The following is a 26,713-nucleotide window of genomic DNA, read 5'->3' on the forward strand; positions in this document are numbered from 1 at the left end:
CACGCCTGCGGTTTTTCCCACACTCATGTTGTAGGGCGGCATCTCGCTCTGCGGTCTGAGGCGGGCAAAATACAGACAATCCTTGTCGGCGCCAACGCGTCGGTCGGTCCCTTTCGTGTAGCCAATCTGCAACCTGAAAGAGGGACAACACTCATGCGCGTTTTCACCGTCCTCGGGCCCAGCCAATCGGGCAAATCTACGCTTGTCGAGGCCATCAGCCGCCTCGACGGGCGCCCCACCACATTCGATGTTTCCGGAACCGTGCATTTGCACGGTTTTTCTTACCTGGACGAGCCCTGGTGCGCGATCGACGTCGATGGGGGCGGCGATGCACTGGCCTATGTCGGCCCTGCAATGGCGATTTCGGACGCCGCCGTGGTCGTGGTGCCCCCCGACCCGAATGCCGCCGTTCTGTGCGCGCCCTACCTGCGATTGGTCGAAGAGGCCGGCATCCCCTGTTTTCTGTTCATCAACCGGATGGACAACCCCAATGGCCGCGTCCGCGATATCATCGCCGCTCTGCAAACATACTGCACCCACCACATTGCCCTGCGTCAGGTGCCGATCCGCGAAGGGGATACGATCATCGGGGCGGTTGATCTGATCTCGGAACGGGCCTGGAAATATCAGGAGGGCCAGCCCTCGGCCCTGATCGAACTGCCTCAATCCGTCGAAGACCGCGAGCAGGAAGCGCGAACCGAGCTGCTCGAAACCCTGTCCGATTTCGATGACAACCTGCTGGAACAGCTGATCGAAGACAAACAGCCGCCAAGTGACGAGGTCTATGATCTGGCAGCACAGGTTTTGCAGAACCATCAGTTGATTCCCGCCTGCCTGGGTGCCGCGAGCCATGGCAACGGGCTGACGCGTCTGATGAAGGCGCTGCGGCACGAAGCCCCCGAATTTGACATCGCCGCCGGGCGCGACGAGGCCGCAGACAGCGCCCGCGCCATTGCCGGTTTTGCGGATGTCAAAAAGCACATCGGAAAAATCGTCGTTCTGCGCGGCCTGGGGGACGGCGTGCAAGCCCATGAAGCCTTGGGGGGTGAGACCGTCGGCAATCTGACAACGCTGGATGCCAAAACCCAGATCGCCACGCTGGAGGCCGGGCAGATTGGTCTGGCGGTGAAATCCGATCACCTCAACCCCGGCTACATCTACGACAGCAATTCGGCGACGGAACTGCCGGAATGGGCGGCCTCGCATCCGGTGGCGCATCGTCAGATCGTCTCGCCCGCGCATGAGCGGGACGATGTGCGCCTGTCAAACGCCCTGAGCCGTCTGGCCGAAATCGACCCCGGCCTTCACCTGCAACAGGATGAGCTGACCGGCCACGCCGTTCTTGGGTCTCAAGGTCCGCAGCACATGCGGCGCGTGACCGCCAAGCTGGCCGAGGATTTCGGTATCGAGATTGAAGCCGACCCGGTCGAAACCGCCTATCGCGAAACCATCCGAACACCTGTCGAACACCGCCACAGACACCGCAAACAATCCGGCGGGGCCGGGCAGTTCGCGGATGTCGTGATCTCGGTCGCGCCGCTGCCGCGCGGATCTGGGTTCCAGTTCGAAGAGGTGGTCAAGGGCGGCGCGGTGCCCAAGAATTACATCCCATCCGTGGAACAGGGCGCCAGAGACGCGCTGGAGCAAGGCCCCGAGGGCTTTCCGGTGGTGGATGTGAAGGTCACGCTGCATGACGGCAAACATCACAACGTGGACAGTTCGGATTATGCCTTCCGCACCGCGGGCAAGAACGCCGTGCGCGAAGCGCTGCCACAGGCCAAGCCCGTTGTTTTGCAGCCAATCCTGAACGCCGAAATCCACCTGCCTTCTGATTTTGTCGGCGACCTCGTGCCGACGATCAGCTCTCTGCAAGGGCAGGTTCTGGGATTTGAGGGCAACCCAAACGCATCAGGCTGGGAGATTTTCAACGCCCTGATTCCCGCCGTGGCCGAGGATGAGTTGCATCGCACTCTTGCCAGTGCCACGCGCGGAACCGGGTGGGTCAAGCTGAGCTTTGATCACTATGAAGAACTGCGCGGGCCGGTGCCGAAAACGGCGGCCAAAGAGAAAGCCAGCGCCTGATGGACTGACGGTGGCGGGCTGATTTCAGCCCGCCGCAGCAATCAATTCGCGGGTATAGTCGATCTGGGCATTTTCGAACAAATCCTCGGCCGTGCCCATTTCAACCACATCTCCGTTTCGCATGACGATCACCTTGTGCGACATCGCCCGCACAACTTTCAGGTCATGGCTGATGAACAGATAAGCCAGCCCGTATTTCTTTTGCAGATCGCGCAGCAGATCGACGATCTGAACCTGAACCGTCATGTCCAGCGCGCTGGTCGGTTCGTCCAGAACCAGCAGCTTGGGGCGCAAGACCATCGCGCGCGCAATCGCGATGCGCTGACGCTGACCGCCCGAAAACTCGTGCGGATACCGGTCCATCGCCGCAGGATCCAGGCCCACTTCGGTCATCACCTCAGCGACCAGCTCGCGCGGCGCGCGATGAGGATCAATGTTGTGAATGGCCAGACCTTCCGCGATGATCTGCTGACAGGTCATGCGTGGGCTGAGGCTGCCGAACGGGTCCTGAAACACGATCTGCATATCCTTGCGCAGCCGGCGCAGCTCTCGCGTGGACCATTTTCGAACATCCTGATCGCGGAAGGTGATGCCGCCTTCGGACGCGATCAGACGCATGATCGCCAGCGCCAGCGTGGTCTTGCCCGACCCGCTTTCGCCCACGATCCCCAAGGTCTCACCCGCGCGCACGCTCAGCGTGGCGTCATTCACCGCCTTCACATAGCCGACCGTGCGTTTCAGAAACCCGCGCTGGATCGGGAACCAGACCTTCAGGTGATCGGTGCGCGCGACTTCCTCGGCATCTGTTGCAACGGCGTCTGGCTGACCCGAAGGTTCCGCGGCCAGGAGCTTGCGGGTATAGGGGTGCTGCGGGTTGTCGAAGATCTCGGCGGTCGCGCCGGTCTCGACGATCTCACCATCCTTCATCACGCAAACCCGGTCGGCGATGCGCCGCACGATGCCCAGATCGTGGGTGATGAACAGCATCCCCATATTTTCGGATTTCTGCAAACTGGCCAGCAACTCGAGGATCTGTGCCTGAATGGTAACATCCAACGCCGTTGTCGGTTCATCGGCGATCAGGATGTCCGGCTTGTTCGCCAGCGCCATGGCGATCATCACGCGTTGCCGCTGTCCGCCAGACAACTGGTGCGGATAGCTGTCCAGCCGGTCTTCGGGGTCGCGGATACCGACCTTGTTCAACAATTCAAGAATTCGTTCGCGCGCGACATCACCCGTGACCCCCTGATGCAGGGCCAGCGATTCCGCCATCTGCTTCTGGATCGTGTGCAGCGGGTTCAGCGATGTCATCGGCTCTTGGAAAATAAAGCTGATGTCATTGCCGCGCACATCCATCAGGCGTTGCTCCGAGGCGCCGATCATCTCCTGTCCGTCATAGGTGACGGACCCTTCGACGATCGCGCTGTCGCCCAGCAAAGATACGGTGCTGAGCGCGGTCACAGATTTGCCCGATCCGGATTCACCCACCAGCGCCACGGTTTCCCCGCGATCGACATGGAATGACACGCCCCGAACCGCAGCACTGATCTGACCGTCCTGCCGGAACGAGACCTTCAGGTTGTTTACATCCAGCAGGCTCATGAGAAGGTCTTTCTGGGATCGAACGCATCCCGCACGCCTTCAAAGATGAAGACCAGCAGGGACAGCATGATGGCAAAGGTGAAAAAGGCCGTAAAGGCCAGCCATGGGGCCTGAAGGTTCTGTTTTGCCTGCAAGGTGAGCTCCCCCAGCGAAGGGGCCGAAGACGGAAGACCAAAACCCAGATAATCCAGCGAAGCCAGCCCCCCAATGGTGCCCGTAACGATGAAGGGCATGAAGGTCAGCGTGGCAACCATTGCGTTGGGCAGCATGTGGCGGAACATAATGGTCATGTTGCCCACACCCAGTGCCCGTGCAGCGCGCACATATTCAAGGTTTCGCGCCCGCAGGAATTCTGCGCGCACCACGCCAACCAGCCCGGTCCAGCTGAACAGGATCATCAACGCGACCAGCAGCCAGAAACTTCGCCCCAATACCGCGAACATGATGATGATGACGTAAAGCGATGGTGTCGCTGACCAGATCTCGATGATCCGCTGAAAGATCAGATCCAGCCAACCGCCGAAGAAACCCTGTATGGCACCGGCAAAAACACCGATCAGGCTGGCAGCGCCCGTCACCAACAGCGTGAACAGGATCGACAAGCGGAAGCCGTAAATCACCCGTGCCAGCACATCGCGCTTGGTGTCATCGGTGCCCAGCAGGTTCTGGCCGTTGGGCGGCAAAGGTGCGGCCCCGGGGCGGTCCACAGACGTGTTGTAGGAATAAGGGATCAGCGGCCAAAGCGACCAGCCACGCTCGAACCCCTCCGCCTGGAACGTGCCGGCGTCGATCTGTTCGATAATGCCTTCGGGATCGTCAAAACACTGCTCAAGCCCGCCACTGTCTATCAGGCACTGAACCTCGGGGTCGCGATAGATCGCCTCTGTCTGGAAGTCTCCGCCAAATTCGGTTTCCGCGTAGAAGTTGAAGACCGGCATGTAAAACTCGCCCCGGTATTTCACCAGAATCGGTTTGTCGTTGGCGATGAACTCGGCAAACAGCGACAGGCCGAACAACACGGCGAAGATGATCAACGACCAGAAGGCGCGCTTGTTTCGGCGAAAGTTGCTCCAGCGGCGCTGGTTCAGGGGGGACAATGCCATTTACCCCTCCCGCTTTTCAAAATCGATGCGCGGGTCGACCAGCACATACATCAGATCGCTGATGATGCCGACCACCAGCCCCATCAGGCCAAAGATGAACAGCGTGCCGAAAATCACCGGGTAATCCCGCGCCACGGCGGCTTCAAAACCCAGACGTCCCAAACCATCAAGTGAGAAGATCGTTTCGATGATGATCGAACCTCCGAAGAACACGCCGATGAACACAGCCGGAAATCCGGCTATGACGATCAGCATCGCGTTGCGGAACACATGGCCATACAGCACCTTGCGTTCGCTCAGGCCTTTGGCGCGGGCGGTCATGACATATTGCTTTTTGATTTCATCAAGAAAAGAGTTCTTGGTCAGCAGCGTCAGTGTCGCGAAGGCCGAGATCGTCAGCGCAATGGTCGGCAACGCGATATGCCAGAAATAATCTGCGATCTTGCCAAAGAGACTCAGGCTGTCCCAGTTGTCGGATGTCAACCCCCGCAACGGGAAGATCTGCCAATAAGATCCACCGGCGAAAAGCACCAGCAGCAGAATGGCAAACAGGAAGCCAGGGATCGCATAGGCCACGATGATCGCTGCGCTGGTCCACGTGTCGAACTGCGAACCGTCCCTGATCGCCTTGCGAATGCCTAGAGGGATCGAAACCAGATAGGCGATAAGCGTTGACCACAGGCCCAGCGAGATCGAGACCGGCATTTTCTCGAGCACCAGATCAATCACGCTGATCGAGCGGAAATAGCTCTCGCCGAAGTCCAGCGTCAGATAATTGCCCATCATGATCAGAAAACGTTCCAGGGGCGGTTTGTCGAAGCCGAATTCCTTTTCAAGTTCAGCAATGAACTCGGGCGGCAGGCCCCGCGCACCGACATATTTGTCGTCGAAAACACCGCCCGCCGGCTCTGACCCCGCGCCGGCATCGCCCGCACCCGCAAAACCGGCGAAAACATCCCCCTGACCTTCGATCTGGGCAATGATCTGCTCGACCGGTCCGCCAGGCACGAATTGTACTAGCGTGAAGTTGACGATCATGATGCCCAGAAGGGTCGGAATGATCAGCAACAAACGTCTTAGAATATAGGCGCCCATGTTATCGCAGCGCGCCTTTCGCTTTCAGTGCGGCCTCTTTTTCCGGATTGATCCACCACAGATCCAGATAGCCCAGCGAATAAGGCGGCAGGTTTTCCGGGTATTCATACATATCGTAATATGCCACCCAGTGGTCAGCGATGTATCCTACGGGGATCACGAAGAACTCGTACCGCAAAGCGCGATCCAACGCCTTCAACGCCGTGTCCTGATCCGCCTGATTGTCGGTATCAAAGGATGCTTCGATGATTGCGTCAACCAATGGGCTGGCCAATCCGGCCGGGTTGAAAAGACTGAATGCGGCCTCTTCCGACCCGTACATCTGGCTCAACCCGCCACCGGTCGACAAAAAAGACCCGTAACGTGTGGAATAGACCATGTCATAGTCCCGCTCGCGGCTGCGCAGCGTGTATTGCGCCGGGTCAACCTTTTCCGCCGACGCATCCACGCCAATGGCTTGCAGGTTCTGGACATAGGTTTCAATCATCGTGGCCGTCGAGGTCGGCAGGTTTGAAGGATAGGGGATATCCACCTTGAGCGTCTGTCCTTCCGCGTTGCGCCGCACGTTGCCATCGCCGACAGGCCACCCGGCCTCGTCCAGCAGCTTCGCGGCTTTTCGCAGATTTCTGCGATCGTTCAGGCGCGCGGGGTTTGACTCGTGAACCGTCACGGCAGGTTCTGAAAGAAGGTCCTCGGGCATAACCTCACCCAGCGCTTGAAGAAACGCCAGTTCATCGCCCTCGGGCAGGCCTTGCGCTTCCAGCGGGGTGCCTTGTGTAAAGGAATTGCGCGGTGAATTCAGACCAAACAGTAGGGATTCATTTGCCCATTCGAAATTGAAGGCCAGTGCAAGGGCCTTGCGTACGTTCTTGTCGGAAAACTGCGGTTTTCCGAGGTTGAAGACGAAGCCTGACGGTGTTGGCGGGCTGCCATCCGGTATCTCGTCCCGTACGATCACACCTTCGTTCAGCTTCGGAAAATCATACGCTGTCGCCCAAAGCTTGGGATCGCTTTCAATTCGCAGCGTGTATTCACCGGCCTTGAACCCCTCGAACGCCGCTGTCTGATCGGCGAAATACTCGACGCGAATGGTATCGAAATTGTTGCGACCAACATTGAATGGCAGATCTTTACCCCAATAGTCGTCGCGTCGCTTGTAAACGATACGGCGATTGATGTCATAGCTGTCGAGTTTGTAGGGGCCCGAGCCGACCGCAACTTCCAGACGCGGCTCATCCAGACGTCTGGATTCATCCGCCTCGAACCATGCTTTCGAAAAGACGGGGGTCGACCCAACGGTCTCGATCAAACTTCGGCGGGTGACTTCCGGATTGAATGAGAACTTGACCGTGTGATCATCCAGCGCTTCAGCCCCCGTCACCATGCGGCCCACGGCTTGGGCGTACGAAGGCAGGCCCTGTTCGATGAACAGGCGGTGGCTGTAAACAACATCCTCGGCCGTCACCGGCGTGCCATCCCAAAAGGTTGCTTCGGGTCGCAAATGGAAAATGACGTAGTTGCGCCCTTCATCATATTCCAGACTTTCCGCCAGCACGCCGTAATACTGCCCGACACCGTCATCAGAGCTTTCGAACAGGCGGTCATATTGCAGCGTCGTCAAGGCGCCTGCGCGCCCCTTGCGGGAATAGGGATTCAGGGAATCGAACGTCCCCGAGGCCGCCACGGACAACTCACCACCTTTGGGCGCATCAGGGTTCACGTAATTCAGATGCGGATAGTCAGCAGGGTAATCCAGATTGCCGAAATACGAGTATCCATGACTGCGGGTAACCCCCTCATCCAATGCCAAAGCGGCTTGCGGTGAGAGCAGAACAGCACAAAGCCCGAATATGCCAGCCAATGGCCTGACCTTAAGATCACGTGCAGCAGGCATTAGGGATATCATGGGGCTCATCCTCTGGGTTATTGTAATCTTTTATGTCGCATACGCTAGCTAAAGTGCCAACGCTGACAGTTTCAAGTTTAGAATGCGTGAGCGCTTTGTGAAGTTCCCTTCAGACAAAAAAAGCCGCTGCGCGGGGCAGCGGCTCTGAACTTCAATGGTCTCTCAGGCAATCAGTTGCCAATTGTCTGCAGATAAGCAATCAAGTCCGCGCGGTCCTGAGGTTTTTTCAAGCCAGCAAAACTCATCGATGTTCCCGAGATATAGGCGCTTGGGCGTTCCAGGAAGGCATCCAGCGCTTCGGGCGTCCAGTTGCCGCCATGGGCCTGCATGCTGGCTGAGTAACCGGTGAAACCTTTTGCCGAGGCAACCGGGCGATCAACTACGCCATACAGGTAAGGGCCGGTTCCATTCGCCCCGTCTTCCAGCTTGTGGCACGCGGTGCACTTGCGGAATACTTTCGCGCCCTTCTCAACGTCAGCGGCGGCCAGCAGATCTTCAAAGACCACTTCTTCGCCGTCGGCGCTTTCGCCCGAGCTTTCGGTTTCGATAATGTAGGCGGCCTCAGCCGAGCCATGGCCACCGGAAGAATAGAGGATGTCAGCCCCCCATTTGGCCAGAAGCAGCACCAGGAAAGTGCCGAACAGGCCTGCGGCGGCCTTCGTAACTGTCATCGTGTCGAACATTGATCGCGTGTCCATTTCAGCTGTCTGCGCAGGTGTCTAAGGCTTCCACTTGCGAGAGGCAAGGTATAGACACCGCGACGAAACGACCAAATCGCGAACTTGTTGCATGGAATCGACCAAATGACCAATCGCATTGCTTTTCAGGGCGAACCCGGCGCCTACAGTCACGAGGCCTGCCGCAACGCACGACCCGAAATGGAGGCCCTGCCCTGCCGCACATTCGAGGATGTGATCGAATCAGTTCGCTCGGGCGCGGCCGATCTGGCGATGCTGCCGGTCGAAAATACGACCTATGGTCGGGTTGCCGATATTCACCGGCTGTTGCCCCATAGCGGGCTTCACATCATCGATGAAGCGTTCGTGCGTGTTCACATCAACCTACTTGGTGTACCCGGCGCAAAACTGGAAGACATCACCGAAGCGCATTCGCATCTGGTGCTGCTGCCGCAATGTTCAGGATTTCTGAAGGAACACGGTATTCGCGGCCGTGTCAGTCCCGACAATGCCCGCGCCGCGCGCGAAGTGGCCGAAATCGGGGATTTGCATTCCGCCGCTCTGGCCAGCGAGCTTGCGGCTGAAATCTACGACCTGAACGTGCTGGCCCGCCATATCGAGGACAATGACGACAACACGACCCGTTTTCTTGTCATGTCACGAGAGGCGGATCTGTCACGTCGGGGTGAGTATGAAATGATCACCAGCTTCGTGTTTCAGGTCCGCAACATCCCGGCCGCGCTGTACAAGGCCATGGGTGGCTTTGCCACCAACGGGATCAACATGACCAAGCTGGAAAGCTATATGGTCGACGGGTCCTTCACTGCAACGCAGTTTTATGCGGATATCGTTGGACATCCCGAAGACCGCAATGTGCAGCTGGCAATGGACGAACTGGAACACTTCACGACCAATGTCGAGGTTCTTGGCGTCTACCCTGCGGCCCATCCTCGCGGCTGACAGGTCACGTGAAAGACTGGCTGAATTCCGATTGGCGCAGGTCACTGCGCCATGCCTGAAGAATTGTCTGCACGTTGGCTTCAATGCCGTCCATGGAATCAATCTCGATATCGTAAACTCTACCTGCGTGGATCATGGTTTGGTCCCGTTGGGCGCTTCCCACCGGACGGTCGCCGCGTAATCGTTCGCGCGCGTTCAACTCGGGAACCGGGCAATGGACAGCCACGAACAGAACATCAAACGGGCGGAAAAGGTCGCGCAAATCTTTGTCCCACCCCGGCGTATCCAGAATATGTTCCAAAATCAGATTGTTGCCCGAGGCCGCGTAGGCAGCCAGCGACTGATGAAACCCATCAAAGACTGCCGATCGGTCGTCGGACCAATCGAACTCGCCACGGCGATAGCGATCCAGCGGCAGAACACCACAATCTCGCAAGTGGTCGATCGAGATATGCCAGAACGGCTTCGCTATCTTCTGTTGCAAAGCCTGCGCGATCGTCGATTTACCACTGCTTGATGCGCCATGCAGAAAAATGATGTGCGACATCTGCGGTTTCTTTTCCAATCCTTGCCCCGATCAGTACAGCAGACGCCGTTCACGCCCCGTGCAGGTGACGCTGCTCCAGTTCACGCGCAAACTCGCTGAACCGCACCTGGAATTGCTTGCGGAACTTTGACTGTCCAAGCTTCATGGACTGCAACAGCAACCGCGCGGGCAAGGACTTTGCGGCCAAGGACATTTCGATGCTCAGGCGTGTCCGGCGCGGAGACAGGGCCAGAAAATCAACTGTCGTCAGGCCGGTCATCCCTTTGCTGGCCGCCTCGAACCGCATTTGCGACGGCTTGTCGTAATCCGTCATCACCACCGACATCTGGCGCGGCTTTCCACGCAACTTGAATTCGGTTTTCCATTCAGTGCCGGCAACCACCATTGCATCAGCCTCCAGACGCCGCACGTCGATACCACGACGCATCGCCATACGTTCGAACCTTTCGAAATCCGACACCATGTCGAACACCGAATTGATCGGGGCTTCGATATCTTCGCGCGCTGAAAACTGCATAATGACCTTTGCTGTTTATGGCTTCACCAGTTTTTCCTCAGTCCAGCGTATCCGCAAGCCAGTTCTGAAGCAGAAAATGAGCGATAGCTCCCTTGCGAGCCGGCAGCAACCGGGGATGTTCGCCGGCAAATGCCTGCATCATTTCGGATTTGCTGACCCACATCGCCTCTTCGATCTCGACCGGATCGATAACGATGTCGCGCGACAGGGCCTCGCCGGCGCATCCGAACATCAGGGATGCCGGGAACGGCCAGGGCTGGCTGGACAGGTAAGACACCGCGCCAACAGGTACGCCTGCCTCTTCCATCACCTCGCGGCGCACCGCCGCTTCGAGCGTTTCGCCGGGTTCGACAAATCCCGCCAGCAAGGAAAACATTCCCTCGGGCCAACCCGGAGACCGCCCCATAAGCACATTGTCCCCATGCGTAATCAGCATGATCACAACCGGATCCGTGCGCGGAAAATGTTGCCCGCCGCATGACGGGCAACTGCGCTGCCATCCCGCTTGCGACATATTGCTGGCTGCGCCGCAGCGAGCGCAGAAGCGATGTGTTTCGTGCCAACCGACAACCGCCTTGGCGGATGCGGCCAGTTCGGCATCACGAGGCGACAATCGCGCCATGATCCGGCGAAGCTCGGCGAAAACATGCCCTTCAGGCAAATCCGGGTGCTGCTGTTCGGATCTGTCCACGAACTCTCCCAGGCCGGTCAGATCCAATCCCTCTGCCCCCCAGGCCGAGATATCCGCGGCAAACAGGGGTGCGCCCTCTGCGCTCAGGCCCAGAAAAACCGGTGCTTCGATCACGCCGCCGGGGCCATCGCATACCAGCGGGTGGGTCATCTGCGTCAGGGCAAGCTGATCCAGCGCCGCGCCCACGACCAAAAGCTTGCCTCGCCACAGCAATATGCATCGCGCAGCAGGGTCGCGCGCCATCTCGGACAGCTTCTCTGAATCCCCACGAAGATGCGCTGCCCGATTCAGGCCCGAGCCACCGAAAGTCACCTGCTCTGCGTTTTTCATTGGAATTCCTTCTGGTCTTGCGCACAGGGCTGCCATGTCTCAGGCCCTGTTGCAATGGCAATTCAAGACGCAAAACGCAGAGACGCGCCGCCGAAAAGCCGCATGGCGGCCTCGGAAAAATCATCTAGACTGCGCTTTGATGATTTTAGCCCATTACCACATTCAAAAGCAGAACAAAAAAAGTGAAGCAAAACCCATCGACGCAGGTTCAACCCACAAAAGACCGTGGGCGTATTCGTATTCTTGCCACCTCCGACCTGCACATGCATCTGACCGGTTTTGACTATTACGCGGACACACCGGACCCGACGCTTGGGCTGACACGCACCGCCAGCCTGATCCGCAAGGCCCGACACGAGGCCACAGACGCGCTGGTACTGATGTTCGACAACGGGGATTCGCTCCAGGGAACGCCGATGGGCGAATGGGCCGTTCGGAACGACACGCCCCACCCGATGATGCAGGCATTCAAGGCGCTGGACTATGATGCGATTGGTCTGGGCAATCATGATTTCGGGTTCGGGCTGCCGACATTGGACAAGACCCTTGCGCAAGCCCCGTGCCCGGTTCTGTGCGGCAATCTTCATCGGTCCGGAGAACGACAATCATGGCAGCGTTTTGCGATCCTCGACCGTATCGTGTCGGTGGGAAACAAGGATGTACCCATTCGCGTCGGCGTGTTTTCGGTTCTGCCACCGCAAACAACACGTTGGGAAGAACACAATCTGAACGAAACCGTAGCGGCGGACGACATCGTTGTCGCGGCCCGGTCCCTGACGCGTCTTTTGCGCGTAAAGGGGTGCGATCTGATCGTGGCGCTCGCCCATTCCGGGCTTGGACACCCGGACACAGCGACCGACACTGAAAATGCCGTTATTCCCCTGGCCGCGATCGAGGGCATCGACGCTGTGGTCGCCGGGCACACTCACCTGACCCTTCCCGCACGCACCGGCGCGCAAACCCCGAATGTGGATTACGTGAAAGGGCTGGTGCATGGAACGCCGGTTGTCATGCCCGGCTCGGCAGGCGCATATCTTGGAGTAATCGATCTGGCCGTTACCCTACAGCCCCAGTCGGGGCTGCGTGTTGTTGACAGCCACGCCGAATTGCGCCCGATTTCGATGGGCGGCACCGCGATTGGCGAAGATTTGGCAATCGCGAATCTGGTTGAACACGCACATCAGCAGACCCGTCAGGACATGGCCGCGCCCGTTGCGCACGTCTCGGAGACATTGCACAGCTATTTCAGCTTCTGTGCGCCGGATCGTGGATTGACGCTTGTTGCCGCCGCACAAGCAGCCGCGTTGCGCCCTTTTTTACACGGCACCACGCTTGCAGAGCTGCCACTGTTGTCAGCCGCGTCACCGGCCAAATGCGGCGGACGCTCTGGCCCCAGGCACTATACGGACGTGCCGCCCGGTGAAATCTGTCTGCGTCACGTGGCGGACCTGCATGTCTTTCCCAACGAGTTGCGCGCGGTTCAGATCACGGGCGCGCAGCTGCTGGAGTGGTTGGAGATGTCAGCCAGTGCATTCAACCAACAATTCCCCGATGCCGAGGCAGAACTGTTCGACCGGGATCGGGCAGGATACAATTTCGATGTCATCTTTGGCCTGTCCTATCAGATCGACCCGTCGCAACCGGCGCGTTACGATGTCGGGGGGCAAATGATCCATCCCGGCCACAGGCGAGTGCATCATCTGACTTGCGCGGGCCAAGCCGTGCGGCCGGATCAGACATTTGTCGTTGCGCTCGATAATTATCGCGCAAGCGGAGGCGGACATTTCCCGCATGTGTCATCGACCCCTGCCATAGATCTGCCCCCGCTGGATATCCGGGACATTTTGCGGGATTACATGACGCACCGCCTGCCACCCGACCCATTGGCCCGGCAACCTTATCCGTTCTCGCTGATGCCGAAATCGGGGATGAAGACCATTCTTCGGACAGGGCCCGGTGCTTTGAAATATGTCGACGAATTGAACAGGTTCGCCCCCAAGATTCTGGAACCTGACGAACAGGGTTTTGCGCGCATTCGCCTGACGCTCTGACGGGTTGTCTTTTGCCGAAGCCTTCCCTATATCCAGAATCGAGAGGTTGGCGCGGGCGAGCGCCTCGCCAACCTGGTCAGGTCCGGAAGGAAGCAGCCACAACGAGCCCCGCTTGGGTCGATGTCCAACCTCTCACTTTATGAACCTTAATGAACCTTGGCCGCAGGAGGGCTTTATGATTGTAGCAAAGATCCTTCGGGCAGCACGGTTCTGACCTCACGGTATCAACTGACTGCCTGAACACATGACCCGGGGATGAGCGCTTGCCATCCGTCGGGAGTGCTGTTTCTGACGACAGGCAGACCAATGTTTCTTACACTTTCGGACCTGGGATGGTCCTCTCACTTTGCTGCGCAACACGCGGCTTATCCTTCCTGCACACCTTTTCGCATCACTTCCGTTCATCGGGACCGCCTGATCGGGCTGAACCCGGATGGTGAAGTCCCGTTGCTGACCCTCGATCAATCAACCGGCACCTATGCCGTTGGCGACTGGGTTCTCACCGACGACGACAAACGCGTGCGCCATTTTCTCGACCGGCGCAGCCTGCTGCACCGACGCGCCGCCGGTACAGGTGCCGCGACGCAACTGATCGCAGCCAATGTCGATGTGCTGTTCATCGTCAGCTCGTGCAATGCCGATTTCAACCTGCCCCGGCTGGAACGATATCTGGCGCTTGCGCATCAGGCGGGGTGTTACCCGGTCGTTGTTCTGACAAAGGCCGACAAATCGGCAGACCCTGACAGTTTCGCGGGGCAGGTGCAATCACTGGACCCGTTCCTGACGGTTCTGGCGATCAACGCGCTGGACCCGGCAGAGGTTGAAAAGGTTCTGTCCTGGTGCCCAAAAAGCCAGACCGGAGCGCTGGTTGGTTCGTCGGGCGTTGGCAAGACGACACTTGCCAATACCATGACCGATCAGAATCTTGCCACCTCGGACATTCGCGAGGATGACGCGCGGGGCCGACACACGACAACCGCACGCGCATTGCACCGGATGCGCAACGGCGGCTGGTTGATCGATACACCCGGAATGCGCGCGTTGCGCCTGCTGGACGCTCAGGACGGGATCGACGACGTTTTCTCGGACCTTGTCGAGTTGAGCCGGGACTGCCGTTTTTCGGATTGCCAGCACAGCTCCGAGCCCGGATGTGCCGTGCAAAAGGCAATAAGCCACGGCACGCTTGATCCGGCTCGATTGGACCGATGGCGCAAGCTTCGGCGCGAAGATCAGCGCAATTCTGAAACCGTCGCGCAGTCCCGGGCGCGGGACAAAGCGTTCGGCAAGATGGTCCGTGGCGTCATGAAGGAAAAGAAACTTCGCAACCGGTGATGGCGGGTCGGGGCCTGGCCCGTTCTGCGCCGCGTCTGATCAAGCGATCAGTCGCGGCCAAACCGCTGCATTGCGCCGGGCAAATGCTCCGATATGACCAACCTCGGACAACCCGAAATCGGCAGGGCTCAGCAGGTGGCGGTTGGCATCGGGGCCGTAAAGATCCGCAAGCCGCCAAACCGCGTCCGGCGGCACCATCTGGTCGTCCTCGAAGGTGAACAAATCCACGGGCGTTCCAGAATCCTTCCACTGCGCCGCAGGTAACTCATGCCCGATTTCAGGCACATAGTTCAAAGGCGCCGTACACCATTTGCGCCACTGCCAATAGACCGATGCCGGCAGATCCGAGCCGAACCCGATCGCCTTTCCGGGAAGGTAGCCAAGGGCTCGGGCCAAAAGCGGGGCATGACCATACCAGAACAATCCTGCCAAACCACGATAGGGCCACGGGTGGTCGCTTACAGTTACCAGCCCCGAACACACACAGATCATCCGGTCAATCAGATCGATATCCGGCTGCACAGGCCCCAACATTGCGCCGATCGAATGGCCGATGGTCCAATGCTGCGAATCGGGAAACCGTCTGCGCATTTCCGCCCGTGCCGCGGGCATGTCGATCAAGGCCCAATCCGCCATGGTCGCACGCGAGTCTTTCAGGCGGCCAGTCAAGGAATGCCCGTAATCGCGATAGTCATAGGTCAGGCAGGCCATACCCTGCTCGGCAGCAAGCCATCGTGCGAAATGACGGTAATAATCGCGCGGCACACCCGTTGCACTGTTCAGCACGACGACGATTTCGGGCGAGGTCAGCGGGCTGTACAACCGAGCAGACAGTGTTTTCTGCCCGGACGGAAAGCGAAACTCTTCGGTCAATACCGTTTGCTCTGTGTCCAACATGATCTCTGGCTTTGCGCTTGGTAAATCCGGTTTCCGAACCTCAACGCCCTCGACACTATGCATGAACCAACATCGTATCCAGCATGACCAAGCGTCCGGCCAAAAGATCGGCTTGACTCGATGCGTGCTCAAACGCTAGCGGTTGTGTGATGGTTTCCGGCCTCCACAAGGGGTCGGGATGAAAAGGGAACACGGTGCGGTAATGTCTGGTCATGCAGGCAACAACCAAATCCGCGACTGCCCCCGCAACTGTAAGCGGTAAGCGATGCCGAAACACCACTGGCCCCGAAGGCTGGGAAGGTCGGCAAAGCGATGACCCGCAAGTCAGGAGACCTGCCATCGGAAACGAAACCGAAACTCGGGCGGGGTGTCCGGGCAGGTCCTGACGGCATCACGCTGTTCCACCTGTCCCCAATATCCTGTCCACCAAGCGCGGAGGGCGCAGGATGATCTGGAAGACAAAAACACATGAATTCAGTGCAACAGTATGTCAGCGGACGGGCAAAACCTGTCCCGCTTTGGCGCGGCTGGCGCGCTCGATATCCGAAGCCATGGCCCAGGCGACCTCGGCCACAAGTGACGATTTCGAGATTGAGGGCAGCAGCGAGCTGTCACATTGCGCCGAAGGATGTCATGCAATTTTCCGCGCGCGATCAGACAGCATTCGTGTCTTTTGCGGAACGCAGCCCGAAACCGCAATTGAGCCGCTGAACGGCTATGCCGACCTGATCTTCGGAAACACGTTCAGTGCGATGCCATCCGGCGTCGTGAAGACCCCACCCTGCGCGATGATCGAAGTTTCCACGATCCGGCCTCGAAAACCTGCTTGCGCGCCCATGCAGATTTCAATCTGAATCCAGACTGACCTGTGCCTGGGCGCGCCGAGAGGCCCAGGCCAGTTGCGCATCCGTTTCGACGGCGCAAGGGCGCACCGCCCGCAATCGTTGCAGCGCCGTGTCCGCGCGTTCGCCGCATTCGACCATAAGCCGAAGGACAACCATACCTGACCTGCCACATCCCCCGCGGCAGTGTACCAATACGCGACCTCCGCCGGAAAGCGCGTGCCGGGCCGCGGCGCTGACGGACGGCCACGCGTCATCAATCGCTTTTGTCGGCGCTCCGAAATCTTCGATCGGCAGGTGAACCCATCGGCTGGCGCGGCTTTGAATATCGCTGCCAAATTCCTGCGCCCCGTCCTGAAGCATTTCGACATCCGTCGTCATCGAAACAACAAGCCCCGGCTGCCAGGCTGCGATCATATCCAGATCGCTGGAGTAATCTCCGCCGCGTCCGGGCATCGAGGTCAGCGCCAGCGTTCCGCCACCGACTTGCAGGGCGTAGATCACCAACTGCGACATGAATCCTGTCCTCCCCAAAGAACTCTTTACAAAATGAGCCATTAAATCCGCTGATGCAGTTTAGTGCGAAAGCGACTCGTTTCTAAATCAAAAATCATCGCGCCCCGCTGTGGACGCGGGCAACGGTGGCCACTACGCTGTGCCCAAGCACCGAATCCCAACGAGAAGACATGACAGACAGCTCCAACCCCGCCTATCAGGTTCTCGCCCGCAAATATCGCCCGGAAACCTTTGCCGATCTGGTGGGTCAGGATGCCATGGTGCGCACCCTGAAAAACGCGTTCGCGGCCGACCGGATCGCGCAGGCCTTCATCATGACCGGTATTCGCGGCACCGGCAAAACCACGACCGCAAGGATCATCGCCAAGGGGATGAACTGCATCGGACCCGACGGAACCGGTGGCCCCACGACCGAACCCTGCGGTCAGTGCGAACATTGTGTCGCCATCATGGAAGGCCGCCATGTCGACGTGATGGAGATGGACGCCGCCAGCCGTACGGGCGTCAACGACATCCGCGAGATCATTGACAGTGTCCGCTATCGCGCCGCCAGCGCGCGTTACAAGATTTATATCATCGACGAGGTTCATATGCTCTCGACCAGCGCGTTCAACGCGCTGCTCAAGACGTTGGAAGAACCGCCCGCGCATGTGAAGTTCATCTTCGCAACCACTGAAATCCGCAAAGTCCCTGTCACCGTGCTGTCCCGCTGCCAGCGTTTCGACCTGCGCCGGATCGAACCCGAAGACATGATTGGCCTGCTGCGCAAGATCGCCGAAGCGGAAAGCGCCCAGATTGCAGAAGACGCGCTGGCATTGATCACCCGAGCAGCGGAAGGATCGGCCCGGGATGCGACCTCGTTGCTGGATCAGGCGATATCGCACGGGGCTGGCGAGACGACCGCCGATCAGGTCCGAGCAATGCTTGGACTGGCGGACCGTGGCCGCGTTCTGGACCTTATGGATATGATCCTGCGCGGCGACGCCGCGGGCGCACTTACCGAGTTGAGCGGCCAATACGCCGAAGGCGCGGACCCGCTGGCGGTGCTGCGCGATCTGGCCGAGATCACGCACTGGGTGTCCGTCGTAAAGATCACACCTGACGCGGCCCAGGACCCGACGGTTTCTCCGGACGAACGGACCCGGGGCCAACAGATGGCCGAGGCTCTGCCGATGCGGGTTCTGACCCGGATGTGGCAAATGCTGCTGAAGGCGCTCGAGGAAGTCTCGGCTGCCCCCAACGCCATGATGGCCGCTGAAATGGCCGTTATTCGCCTGACCCATGTGGCGGATTTGCCCAGCCCCGAAGAGCTGATCAAACGGTTGCAAGATGCCCCGCCACCGCCGCCGGGCGGGCCCAATGGCGGCGTTTCGATACCCCGACAGGGCGCCGGTCCGGCGCCGGCTGGCGCGGCCCATCCACCTACCTATGCGCCGTCCCCTCGCGGTGCCGGTGGCGCACCGGTTGCAGCCCTGGCGCAGGATTCCCAGACGGCTCTTGCCCGGTACCCGACCTTCGATCACGTGGTGGAATTGATCCGGACAAATCGCGACGTGAAGTTGCTGGTCGAGGTGGAAAACGGCGTGCGCCTCGTCTCCTATCAACCCGGGCGAATCGAATTTACGCCCGCCGCCCAGGCACCGGCCGATCTGGCGCCACGGCTGGGCTCTGCCCTGCAACGCTGGACAGGAAATCGGTGGGCTGTCTCGATCGTCTCGGACGGTGAAGCCCCCACAATTGCAGAAATACGGGACGAGGCCGAGCTGGCTCTGAAATCCGAGGCCGAAAAACACCCGTTGGTGCAGGCGGTACTGGCGCAATTCCCAAAGGCGAAAATCACCAGGATCGAAACGCCGGAGCAACGCGCCGCCAAGGTCGAGACCGAAGCGCTTCCCGAGGTTGAAGACGAGTGGGACCCGTTCGAGGAAGACTGACCTCACCGCCCGTCACCCCCTGTTTCAAACGAAACAGATCGAGGTTTCGATCGAATACATCCGCCCGCATGTCTCAGATCGTTTGTTGCGACACCGGCCAGCGGTAGGCGGCCCGTGACAATTCTGATCCGGATGCCGCGTAGCCATTCGAACCACGCCCAGATTTTCTTTGCCCTGTGTGATCAGTCTCGGCAGCAGGCCATATGCGCGCCAAGGACGATCTGCGCTTTTCGGACCTGCAGGCGAATATGGCGTCGCAGACGGGCGGCACGATCCTGCTGACGCCTGCGCCGATCAACATGCCGGCCGGAACGGTAGAGCCTCCGACCGGCGGGAGAACCCTTGTGCCATGTCGCTGCTGCCCGTATCTAGAGCGCAAACGGAGACACAGGAGAATACTATGCTGAAAGGACTCGGCGGGCTTGGCGGTCTGGGCGACATGGCCAAGATGATGAAATCCGCGCAGGACCTGCAAACCAAGATGACCGAAATGCAGGAAGAGCTGAACAACATGATGGTTGTCGGCGAATCCGGTGCAGGGCTGGTCAAGGCAACGGCGACAGCCAAGGGTGAACTCAAAGGTCTGGATATCGACCCCTCCATCTTCAACGGTGATGACAAGGAAGTGGTCGAAGACCTGATCCTAGCCGCCATCAAGGATGCGCAGACCAAAGCCGCTGAACGTTCGCAGGAAGAAATGGCCAAGCTGACCGAAAGCATGGGCTTGCCCGCAGACATCAAGCTGCCGTTCTGAGCTTCATCTTTTCTGAAATACTCCCGCCGGAGGATCCCTCCGGCGCAAAGCAGGATTGGCCATGAGTTCGAACAGCGACATCGACAACCTGATCGACCTGATGGCCAAACTGCCGGGCCTGGGCCCGCGCTCGGCCCGCCGCGCTGTGCTGCACCTGATCCGCAAACGTGCCTTGCTGCTGACGCCCCTGTCTGATGCCATGCAGCAGGTCGCGATCACGGCCCGGGAATGCCTGAATTGCGGCAACGTGGGCACCACCGATATCTGTGACATCTGCAACGATGAGGCCCGCGCAACCGGAGAGCTCTGCGTGGTCGAAGACGTCGCCGACCTCTGGGCGATGGAGCGTGCCGGAGTGTTCAAAGGGCGTTATCACGTTCTGGGCGGCACGCTGTCGGCGCTGGACGGGATCGGCCCCGACGAGTTGCGCATTCCCCGCCTCAAGGACCGGATTGTGGCCGAAGGGATTTCCGAAGTCATCCTGGCGCTGAACGCCACCGTCGATGGCCAGACCACCGCCCACTACATCGCCGATCAGCTTGAGGGGCAGGTCCGCCTGACTTCGCTGGCGCAGGGTGTGCCTATTGGCGGAGAACTGGATTATCTGGACGACGGGACGATCACGGCCGCGCTGCGGGCGCGGAAGGAACTGTAGCTCTAATTCCCGGTTCATTTTCGCGAGGCCTTTGCGCTAGGCGGCGCCAGCGCAGCGCACGATGCACGCTCAAATATCGCGGTAACTAGCTTGACAGCTGTACTGTTATTGGATGAGTTTCTTTCTGTTAATTCCACGGATTATCAAACACGATGAAACACTTAGCGTTTTTTGCAATTGTTGGTGCTTTCGCCTCGCCCTTGGCCGCTGAAACTCTCTACTTATACGAAGACACGCACGATTTACCGCCGCCATACAAACAATGGTGGAGCGCAATTCCAGAAGACAAAAGGTATGATGAACAAACACACAGGCACGTCTATGTTCGCGGTGACGGTAAGTATGGCGATTTTTTCGGCGTTCTATACGTTGATTGCATTAACCCTGAATACTCCGAATGGTTAGCTGTCGGAGGATCGCTGAATTCAGAAGACGTTCCAAACCAGGCAATTGTTAACCTGAGACTTGAGATTTGTTCCAACGGCGAGGAGACCTGACACGGCCCGCGGGAAATTAATGGATTGTCTAAGTTCTACAACACTTTACAATGACATGAATAGATTGTCTGATTTGTGGATGTGCTATGACCCGCCTTCTCGCCCTCACTTTCGCCGCTTTGACAGCCACCTCCGCCCTAGCCCAAGACCTCATCGACAAGGGCTTTGTCGAAGGTTGGAACATCATGATGGACCCAGCGCTTGGCAACGGGTGCCTGATCCAGACGGTGTATCAGGATCTCTCGGTGGTGCGGCTGGGCTATGATGCGCTGGGCAATCGTGGGTATTTCGCCGTGTACAACAAGGCATGGGGCGACATTAAACAGGGTGAGAGTTATCCGATCCGCTTTGATCTGGACGGCAAAAGCTATGATGCCACGGCCATCGGGTTCAACGAACGCGACGTGCCGGGCGCAACCGTGTTTTTCACCGACCGGAGCTTTGTGAACGCCATCGCTCAGAACAAAACGATGACCGTCTACAATCCGGCAGGTGAAGTGGTGATGGCCATCGATCTGAAAGGCACCGCCAAGGCGCTGGACTATGCGCGGGACTGCCAGAACAAAGAGCTTTAACGAATCGGATCGAACAGCGCGTCCTTAGCGGTGCAGTCGCGGATCACGTCGCGGCCACAGGGTACGGGATCAAGATCGCGGGACAGGCACAGGCGGACTTCTTCGATATAGCCCTGTTTGCAGGTGATCGTGATCATGTCGCGCTCCAACTCCGGGTTGGCCTTCAGGAATGCCTCCTCGACCACCGAAGCCGGCAGTCTGACGGATGAATCCAGCTTGCGGAGCACCTCAGGGCGCTTGACCGCTTCATAAGCCCGCCGGGACAAGGCAAAGTAGTCGGATGCCGACAATCCCGAGCATGTGCCGTGTTTCTTCCATTGATGCCACGCAAGGCCGGAGCTGCCCTGAATATCCTCCATTTCCCGCGTCATGCGTCGCGAAGGTGGGCTTTCGGGGGTACGGCAGTAGGACGGCCAGCCTTGATGGAACTGTGGCCATAACCCGTGCAGTATCCAGCCGTGATCATGCCGATCGTCACATTGATCCGAGCCGCGCGCGTCACCTTCGCGGGCGCACCAGTTGGGCGACCAACTGAGCGACAGCACGTAGTAATCGAACTCGCCCGCCTTTTCGCCCTCGGCCAGCGCAGCGACCGCGCTCAAGATCCACAAAACCAGCCCCGTAATCCCTTGGCGCATTCGCCTCTTCCCTTCTTGCCTTTGCGCGACTATATACGGGCCAAGTTCCCCGACAACGGAAACCTGCCCCAAAACCAAGGGGCCGCCGAATTCCGGCGACGGGACAGATGTATGTATAGGAGACGGGCTGATGGCAAAACCGCTTATGGCCAAGGCAACCGCCGTATGGCTGGTGGACAACACCACGATCAGCTTCAAGCAGATCGCGGATTTCGTAGGAATGCACGAGTTGGAAGTGCAGGGTATCGCTGATGGTGACGTCGCCGCCGGCGTCAAGGGCTTTGACCCGATCGCCAACAACCAGTTGACCCAGGAAGAAATCGACGCGGCACAGAACAACCCGCTTCACAAGCTGAAGCTCAAGTTCAACCCATCGGCCGCCGGCGAGGAAAAGCGCCGTGGCCCGCGTTACACGCCGCTTTCGAAACGTCAGGACCGTCCGAACTCGATCCTGTGGCTGGTCAAGTTCCACCCGGAACTCAGCGACGGCCAGATTGCCAAGCTGGTCGGCACCACCAAACCCACCATCCAGTCGATCCGCGAACGCACGCACTGGAACATCGCCAACATGCAGCCGATTGATCCTGTTGCTCTGGGTCTGTGCAAACAGTCCGAACTGGACACCGCCGTGCAGAAAGCGGCGGCCAAGAAAGCAGCTGAAGGCGGCGTGATGAGCGATGACGAACGTCGCAAGCTGGTCTCGACCGAGCAGTCGCTGGAAATGGACGCAGCGCCGAAAATCCCGACCGCAATTGAAGGTCTGGAAACCTTCTCGCTGTCCGATGAGCCGTCGGAAGAGAAAGAAGACGAGCCGATCATCGACGCAGACAGCTTTTTCAACCTGCCCAAGGGTGGGGCGGATGACGAAGACGAAGACGATCTTCGCCCGTAACGCGCAAACAGCCTCGGCCATGACGGCTGGAGCTTTTTTCACGGACTTGCCATGCTGAACGTTCTATCTGCGGTATTTGGCCCGCATCGCGCCGTCACGATTTATGCCTTTCTGAAAACGTGGGGGCTTGGTCTGGCCGGCGGCGTTGTCATGATTGCCATCGTCACGACATTGTTTCTGCTGGGGGATGAAGGCGAACACGAGCATGAGGCATTTCTGACCGTCCCGGTTCTGTCTGCAACTCCGGTGAACGGAGATCTGAAAAACGGCGTCGTGGCATCGGTCCGCTTGCCTGATGGGTCCGCCACATCGATTACGTCCACAGATGCGCAGATTTCGCAGACAGTGGGCACGACGGCCTGTATCGAAAAACGCGTTTACGTCGAAAGCGGAGAAGCCCGATACCGGTTCAAACTGCCACGTCTGTGCGACGGTAGTTGATCGACGGAACCGAACGGATAAAAGCCGCCCGATGTGACACCGGGCGGCTTTTGCGTTCAAACCAATTGAAAGATGATACCAGCCACGATTGCGCCACCGACACCCAGGGTCAGATAGGTTGCAAAGACACGTGGTTTGACCAATGACCAGACCGCAGCCATCGCCGGGATGGAACTGACGGCACCGGCAACCATGAACGACATGGCCGCACCCGCTGTCATACCTTGCTCCATCAACCCTGCCAGCAAAGGCGGCGCCACGTAGGAGTTCAGGTATGCCGGCATACCCACCAGCGCAGCAACGACGATCGGCAGCACGCCTTCTCCGCCAACCAAGCCTGCGATCAAGTCGGCGGGGACATAGTTTACCAAAAGCGCCTCAAGCACATAAGCCAGCGCAAGCCATTTCAACAGGAACAGACCGTTGTGCACGAATTCCGAACGGAACCGGGCGCGACGTTCGGGCTCCTGCCAGAATTTCCAGACCGGTTTGTCATCCGTTTTCGGACCACATCCGCAGCACCCGGCGGGCTTGTATTCGCGCAAGGGCTGGGCAAACGCGCCGTTGCGCATCAGCAACCGAACCGCGAACCCACCGAACAGGCCAAGCGCAACAGCCGCAACAGCCTTGCCGATGGCAAAGGGCCATCCCAGCGCACCGGCGGTAATCAAAAGCGTAGGCGGATCGATCAAGGGTGAGCTGAGCCAGAACGCCATGACTGCGGACAACGGTGCACCAAGGGCCAGAAGACCCGCAATAAAGGGGATAACCTCGCAAGAACAGAACGGTGCAAGACCACCGAACAAGGCAGCCAGAAAGATCATCCGGGTTTCGCGCCCCTCAAAGGCACGCGCCACCATCACCTCTGCGCCGGTCGCCTTGAGGTAAGACAGCAGAAGCACTGCAAACAGAATATACTGCCCTGTATGCGCCAGAGCCTTGGCTGCAAATGTCACCACCTCGGGCAAGTTTCCGGGATCCAGGATCGCCACCGCCGCCAGAATGACGACGATCAGCGTCCAGGGTGTCTTGATCAGGTCCAGCGCCACTTTGGCAGTCATGCGCGGGTTCTGTGTCAATTCAGTCATCGTTCGCAGCCTTTCCAACTTCGTCAGCACAGCACTCGCTGAGAATGAATTGCGCCAGATTTCTCAATTCGTCGTAATTGGCGCGGTTGATCGTGGTTCGACCGACCTTTTCCTGTTCGACCACACCACCGGCCGCAAGAAACCGCAGGTGATGGGCCAGGGTCGACGGGGCAATCCCTGTCCGGTCCTGTATCTCGCCAACGGTCAATCCGGCTTTGCCAGCCCGGACCAGCGTCTTGAGGACTTTCAGCCGAGCTTCAGAGCCCATGGCAGAAAATCCGGCAGCAGCAGCTTCCCACATCCACTATCTCCATTAAACTAGATTTATAGTTATTTAGTCCGAGGGAACTCTCCGGTCAACCCCGCCGACAAAATTTCGTGACTGCGATGTAAGTCCAGATTGCCCCGGCCTTAAGTCCACCCTATAAGCAGGCATGGGGATTTCGGTCGATACATTCTTTCTCGAGCTCAATGGTCAGGGCACATTGCAGGCCCAGATCCAGCAGATGATTGCCGAAGGCATCTTGTCCGGTCGCTTTCACGTCGGAGAAAAACTCCCTTCGTCACGCAAACTGGCCGCGCATCTGGGTGTCAGCCGAATAACGGTGACGTTGGCCTACACCGAACTTTTGGCCAATGACTACCTGACTGCCAAGGGGCGGTCGGGATATTACGTTTCGCAAAACGCACCTGTCCCCCCCAAGTATTCGCCTGTCCAGCGCGGCACCGAATCCGTTGACTGGGACAATGCACTGGCGCGCCGCTTTCTGGACAGTGACGTACTGCCAAAACCCAGCGACTGGCGAGAGTACCGTTATCCGTTCATCTACGGGCAGGCTGACCGAACCTTGTTTGACCACGCCAACTGGAGGTTATGCGCCGTCCGCGCGTTGGGACACAAGGATTTCGATTCGCTGACCGGAGACTACGTGGATCAAGATGATCCGTTGTTGATCGAATTTATTGCCCGTCACACTCTACCTCGACGTGGCATCGCAGCCCGCCCCGAAGAGATTTTGATCACTCTGGGCGCGCAGAACGCGCTCTGGCTGGCATCGCGCATCTTGCTGACGCACAATCGCACGGCCGTCATAGAAGACCCATGTTACTATGCACTGCGAAGTCTTCTGAACCATTGGGATTGTGCGGTAACACCCTTGAGTGTGGACAGGGACGGTTTGCCTCCAGAGGCGATTCCCGACGAAGCGGACGTCATCTTTACCACCCCCAGCCATCAAAGCCCGACAACCGCAACGATGCCGATCGACCGTCGCAACCAGTTGCTGGACCGAGCACGCGATCTGGATGCGATGGTTGTCGAGGATGACTATGAGTTTGAAATGGCCTTCCGAGGCGCCCCTTCGCCGGCGCTGAAATCCATGGATCGGGATGGGCGCGTGATTTATGTCGGCAGTTTTTCCAAGTCGCTGTTTCCAGGATTGCGACTTGGATACATGGTCGGCTCAGAGCCATTTATCCGCGAGGCGCGCGCGCTGCGCTCGTTGGTTCTGCGCCACCCGCCAGGCCACATTCAGCGCACGGCGGCGTATTTCCTGTCGTTGGGCCATTACGACGCGCAAATTCGGCGTATGTCGAAGGCCTTGCAAGAACGGCGCGACGCGATGGACGAAGCCATCGCAGAAAGTGGGCTGACCGTGGCTGGACGGGGTGTGATTGGCGGCTCTTCAATGTGGATGTCAGCCCCTGAGCACATCGACACAACTCAACTGGCATTAAGGCTGCAAAACCAGAGTGTTCACATCGAGCCCGGCGCACCGTTCTTCTCGGGGCCGGACAGGCCACAAAATTTCTATCGCTTGGGCTATTCCTCAATTCCAACAGACCGCATCGCGCCCGGCGTGAAACTGATCGCCGACGCAATTCGGGCCGTGTGAGCCTCATCTGGACCTAATCCGGCTTTCGTTTTGGCCCTAACGCAGGTCGAACCCTTGCGCCAAAACCATATCAAACGCCGGGCACAGTGCCCGGTTTCACTCACTCTTGGTTGGAGAGCACTCAGATGAAGATGACGACGGAAGAGGCGTTTGTTAAGGTTTTGCAGATGCACGGGATTGAGCATGCGTTCGGGAT

The 26,713-nt window shown here is 58.7% G+C and carries 27 protein-coding genes, 1 other RNA gene and 1 riboswitch; of the genes, 15 read left to right on the plus strand and 13 right to left on the minus strand.

Features of this window, described 5'->3' with window-relative positions:
* Window positions 1–153 precede the first annotated feature (153 nt).
* Window positions 154–2,082 carry an elongation factor G gene (locus GOW31_RS20205; protein ID WP_171172561.1) on the plus strand — a complete coding sequence of 643 codons (1,929 nt, stop codon included), beginning with the start codon at window positions 154–156 and terminating at the stop codon, window positions 2,080–2,082.
* 24 nt (window positions 2,083–2,106) lie between these two features.
* On the opposite strand, the gene GOW31_RS20210 is transcribed toward GOW31_RS20205, so the two are convergent.
* The 5 genes from GOW31_RS20210 to GOW31_RS20230 all read right to left on the minus strand — a co-directional run bounded on the left by GOW31_RS20210 (window position 2,107) and on the right by GOW31_RS20230 (window position 8,471).
* The gene (locus GOW31_RS20210) at window positions 2,107–3,684 is read right to left on the minus strand and encodes an ABC transporter ATP-binding protein (RefSeq protein ID WP_171172563.1); all 1,578 of its coding nucleotides are present in this window, start codon (window positions 3,682–3,684) and stop codon (window positions 2,107–2,109) included.
* Window positions 3,681–4,787, minus strand: a complete 1,107-nt coding sequence (locus GOW31_RS20215) for an ABC transporter permease (protein ID WP_171172565.1) — start codon at window positions 4,785–4,787, stop codon at window positions 3,681–3,683. The genes GOW31_RS20210 and GOW31_RS20215 overlap by 4 nt, the downstream gene beginning before the upstream one ends.
* Complete coding sequence (locus GOW31_RS20220) at window positions 4,788–5,882, minus strand: microcin C ABC transporter permease YejB (RefSeq protein ID WP_152459198.1); 1,095 nt, start codon at window positions 5,880–5,882, stop codon at window positions 4,788–4,790.
* A gap of 1 nt (window position 5,883) precedes the next feature.
* Entirely contained in the window at window positions 5,884–7,788 is a 1,905-nt protein-coding gene (locus tag GOW31_RS20225) for an extracellular solute-binding protein (protein ID WP_171172567.1), read from the minus strand.
* A gap of 170 nt (window positions 7,789–7,958) precedes the next feature.
* Window positions 7,959–8,471, minus strand: coding sequence for a cytochrome c family protein (locus GOW31_RS20230; RefSeq protein WP_152459925.1), 513 nt, complete (start codon window positions 8,469–8,471; stop codon window positions 7,959–7,961).
* Between the two features lie 120 nt (window positions 8,472–8,591).
* Between GOW31_RS20230 and GOW31_RS20235 the strand changes: the two genes are divergently transcribed.
* On the plus strand, window positions 8,592–9,425 hold the full coding sequence (locus GOW31_RS20235) for a prephenate dehydratase (RefSeq protein WP_152459200.1): 834 nt from the start codon (window positions 8,592–8,594) through the stop codon (window positions 9,423–9,425).
* A gap of 4 nt (window positions 9,426–9,429) precedes the next feature.
* On the opposite strand, the gene GOW31_RS20240 is transcribed toward GOW31_RS20235, so the two are convergent.
* The 3 genes from GOW31_RS20240 to nudC are packed head-to-tail and all read right to left on the minus strand — an operon-like array spanning window position 9,430 to window position 11,510.
* A complete protein-coding gene (locus tag GOW31_RS20240; RefSeq protein WP_171172569.1) occupies window positions 9,430–9,972 on the minus strand; it encodes a chloramphenicol phosphotransferase CPT family protein in 543 nt (180 codons plus the stop codon).
* Window positions 9,973–10,021: 49 nt separating this feature from the next.
* A complete protein-coding gene (locus GOW31_RS20245; RefSeq protein WP_171119860.1) occupies window positions 10,022–10,489 on the minus strand; it encodes an SRPBCC family protein in 468 nt (155 codons plus the stop codon).
* Window positions 10,490–10,526: 37 nt separating this feature from the next.
* A complete protein-coding gene (gene nudC / locus GOW31_RS20250; RefSeq protein ID WP_171172571.1) occupies window positions 10,527–11,510 on the minus strand; it encodes an NAD(+) diphosphatase in 984 nt (327 codons plus the stop codon).
* Between the two features lie 54 nt (window positions 11,511–11,564).
* Between nudC and GOW31_RS22215 the strand changes: the two genes are divergently transcribed.
* From GOW31_RS22215 to rsgA, 4 genes are all read left to right on the plus strand, one after another.
* Window positions 11,565–11,696 carry a hypothetical protein gene (locus GOW31_RS22215; protein ID WP_256368820.1) on the plus strand — a complete coding sequence of 44 codons (132 nt, stop codon included), beginning with the start codon at window positions 11,565–11,567 and terminating at the stop codon, window positions 11,694–11,696.
* A complete protein-coding gene (locus GOW31_RS20255; RefSeq protein ID WP_371813792.1) occupies window positions 11,693–13,561 on the plus strand; it encodes a bifunctional 2',3'-cyclic-nucleotide 2'-phosphodiesterase/3'-nucleotidase in 1,869 nt (622 codons plus the stop codon). The genes GOW31_RS22215 and GOW31_RS20255 overlap by 4 nt, the downstream gene beginning before the upstream one ends.
* 39 nt (window positions 13,562–13,600) lie before the next feature.
* Window positions 13,601–13,699, plus strand: an RNA gene (gene ffs / locus GOW31_RS20260) — signal recognition particle sRNA small type.
* 168 nt (window positions 13,700–13,867) lie between these two features.
* Window positions 13,868–14,893, plus strand: coding sequence for a ribosome small subunit-dependent GTPase A (rsgA, locus tag GOW31_RS20265; protein WP_171172572.1), 1,026 nt, complete (start codon window positions 13,868–13,870; stop codon window positions 14,891–14,893).
* Between the two features lie 39 nt (window positions 14,894–14,932).
* Here rsgA and GOW31_RS20270 read toward each other — a convergent pair whose 3' ends face one another.
* Complete coding sequence (locus GOW31_RS20270; RefSeq protein WP_171172573.1) at window positions 14,933–15,790, minus strand: hypothetical protein; 858 nt, start codon at window positions 15,788–15,790, stop codon at window positions 14,933–14,935.
* 133 nt (window positions 15,791–15,923) lie between these two features.
* Window positions 15,924–16,146, plus strand: a riboswitch (cobalamin riboswitch).
* Between the two features lie 90 nt (window positions 16,147–16,236).
* Between GOW31_RS20270 and GOW31_RS20275 the strand changes: the two genes are divergently transcribed.
* Complete coding sequence (locus tag GOW31_RS20275; protein WP_171172574.1) at window positions 16,237–16,644, plus strand: hypothetical protein; 408 nt, start codon at window positions 16,237–16,239, stop codon at window positions 16,642–16,644.
* Here the strand turns inward: GOW31_RS20275 and GOW31_RS20280 are convergent.
* Window positions 16,636–17,148: a dual specificity protein phosphatase family protein gene (locus tag GOW31_RS20280; protein ID WP_152459204.1), complete on the minus strand. Its 513-nt coding sequence runs from the start codon at window positions 17,146–17,148 to the stop codon at window positions 16,636–16,638. The two genes, GOW31_RS20275 and GOW31_RS20280, sit on opposite strands and share 9 nt — an antisense overlap.
* Window positions 17,149–17,318: 170 nt before the next feature.
* Between GOW31_RS20280 and GOW31_RS20285 the strand changes: the two genes are divergently transcribed.
* The 5 genes from GOW31_RS20285 to GOW31_RS20305 all read left to right on the plus strand — a co-directional run bounded on the left by GOW31_RS20285 (window position 17,319) and on the right by GOW31_RS20305 (window position 21,563).
* Window positions 17,319–19,082 (plus strand): DNA polymerase III subunit gamma/tau, encoded by a 1,764-nt coding sequence (locus GOW31_RS20285; protein WP_171172575.1) that lies wholly within the window; start codon window positions 17,319–17,321, stop codon window positions 19,080–19,082.
* Window positions 19,083–19,482: 400 nt separating this feature from the next.
* Window positions 19,483–19,836, plus strand: a complete 354-nt coding sequence (locus GOW31_RS20290; protein ID WP_170347293.1) for a YbaB/EbfC family nucleoid-associated protein — start codon at window positions 19,483–19,485, stop codon at window positions 19,834–19,836.
* A gap of 61 nt (window positions 19,837–19,897) precedes the next feature.
* Window positions 19,898–20,491, plus strand: a complete 594-nt coding sequence (recR, locus tag GOW31_RS20295) for a recombination mediator RecR (RefSeq protein ID WP_171172576.1) — start codon at window positions 19,898–19,900, stop codon at window positions 20,489–20,491.
* A 152-nt stretch (window positions 20,492–20,643) separates the two neighbouring features.
* Window positions 20,644–20,988 (plus strand): hypothetical protein, encoded by a 345-nt coding sequence (locus GOW31_RS20300; RefSeq protein WP_171172577.1) that lies wholly within the window; start codon window positions 20,644–20,646, stop codon window positions 20,986–20,988.
* Between the two features lie 86 nt (window positions 20,989–21,074).
* Window positions 21,075–21,563, plus strand: a complete 489-nt coding sequence (locus GOW31_RS20305; RefSeq protein WP_171172578.1) for a hypothetical protein — start codon at window positions 21,075–21,077, stop codon at window positions 21,561–21,563.
* Here the strand turns inward: GOW31_RS20305 and GOW31_RS20310 are convergent.
* Window positions 21,560–22,201 carry a ribonuclease T2 gene (locus tag GOW31_RS20310; RefSeq protein WP_152459210.1) on the minus strand — a complete coding sequence of 214 codons (642 nt, stop codon included), beginning with the start codon at window positions 22,199–22,201 and terminating at the stop codon, window positions 21,560–21,562. The genes GOW31_RS20305 and GOW31_RS20310 overlap by 4 nt on opposite strands.
* A 130-nt stretch (window positions 22,202–22,331) precedes the next feature.
* Here GOW31_RS20310 and GOW31_RS20315 point away from each other — a divergent pair, with 130 nt between their 5' ends.
* Window positions 22,332–23,093 carry a DUF1013 domain-containing protein gene (locus GOW31_RS20315; protein ID WP_152459211.1) on the plus strand — a complete coding sequence of 254 codons (762 nt, stop codon included), beginning with the start codon at window positions 22,332–22,334 and terminating at the stop codon, window positions 23,091–23,093.
* Window positions 23,094–23,144: 51 nt separating this feature from the next.
* The gene (locus GOW31_RS20320; RefSeq protein WP_170347299.1) at window positions 23,145–23,534 is read left to right on the plus strand and encodes a hypothetical protein; all 390 of its coding nucleotides are present in this window, start codon (window positions 23,145–23,147) and stop codon (window positions 23,532–23,534) included.
* Window positions 23,535–23,590: 56 nt separating this feature from the next.
* Here GOW31_RS20320 and GOW31_RS20325 read toward each other — a convergent pair whose 3' ends face one another.
* Together GOW31_RS20325 and GOW31_RS20330 are read right to left on the minus strand one after the other, a co-directional pair.
* Complete coding sequence (locus GOW31_RS20325; protein WP_171172579.1) at window positions 23,591–24,622, minus strand: permease; 1,032 nt, start codon at window positions 24,620–24,622, stop codon at window positions 23,591–23,593.
* A complete protein-coding gene (locus tag GOW31_RS20330; RefSeq protein WP_171172580.1) occupies window positions 24,615–24,923 on the minus strand; it encodes a helix-turn-helix transcriptional regulator in 309 nt (102 codons plus the stop codon). Before GOW31_RS20330 ends, GOW31_RS20325 begins: the two co-directional genes overlap by 8 nt.
* 133 nt (window positions 24,924–25,056) lie before the next feature.
* Between GOW31_RS20330 and GOW31_RS20335 the strand changes: the two genes are divergently transcribed.
* Window positions 25,057–26,517, plus strand: a complete 1,461-nt coding sequence (locus tag GOW31_RS20335; RefSeq protein WP_152459215.1) for a PLP-dependent aminotransferase family protein — start codon at window positions 25,057–25,059, stop codon at window positions 26,515–26,517.
* The last annotated feature ends 196 nt before the right edge of the window (window positions 26,518–26,713 follow it).

The organism is Ruegeria sp. HKCCA0370, from assembly GCF_013033705.1.
Taxonomy (GTDB): Bacteria; Pseudomonadota; Alphaproteobacteria; order Rhodobacterales; family Rhodobacteraceae; genus Ruegeria.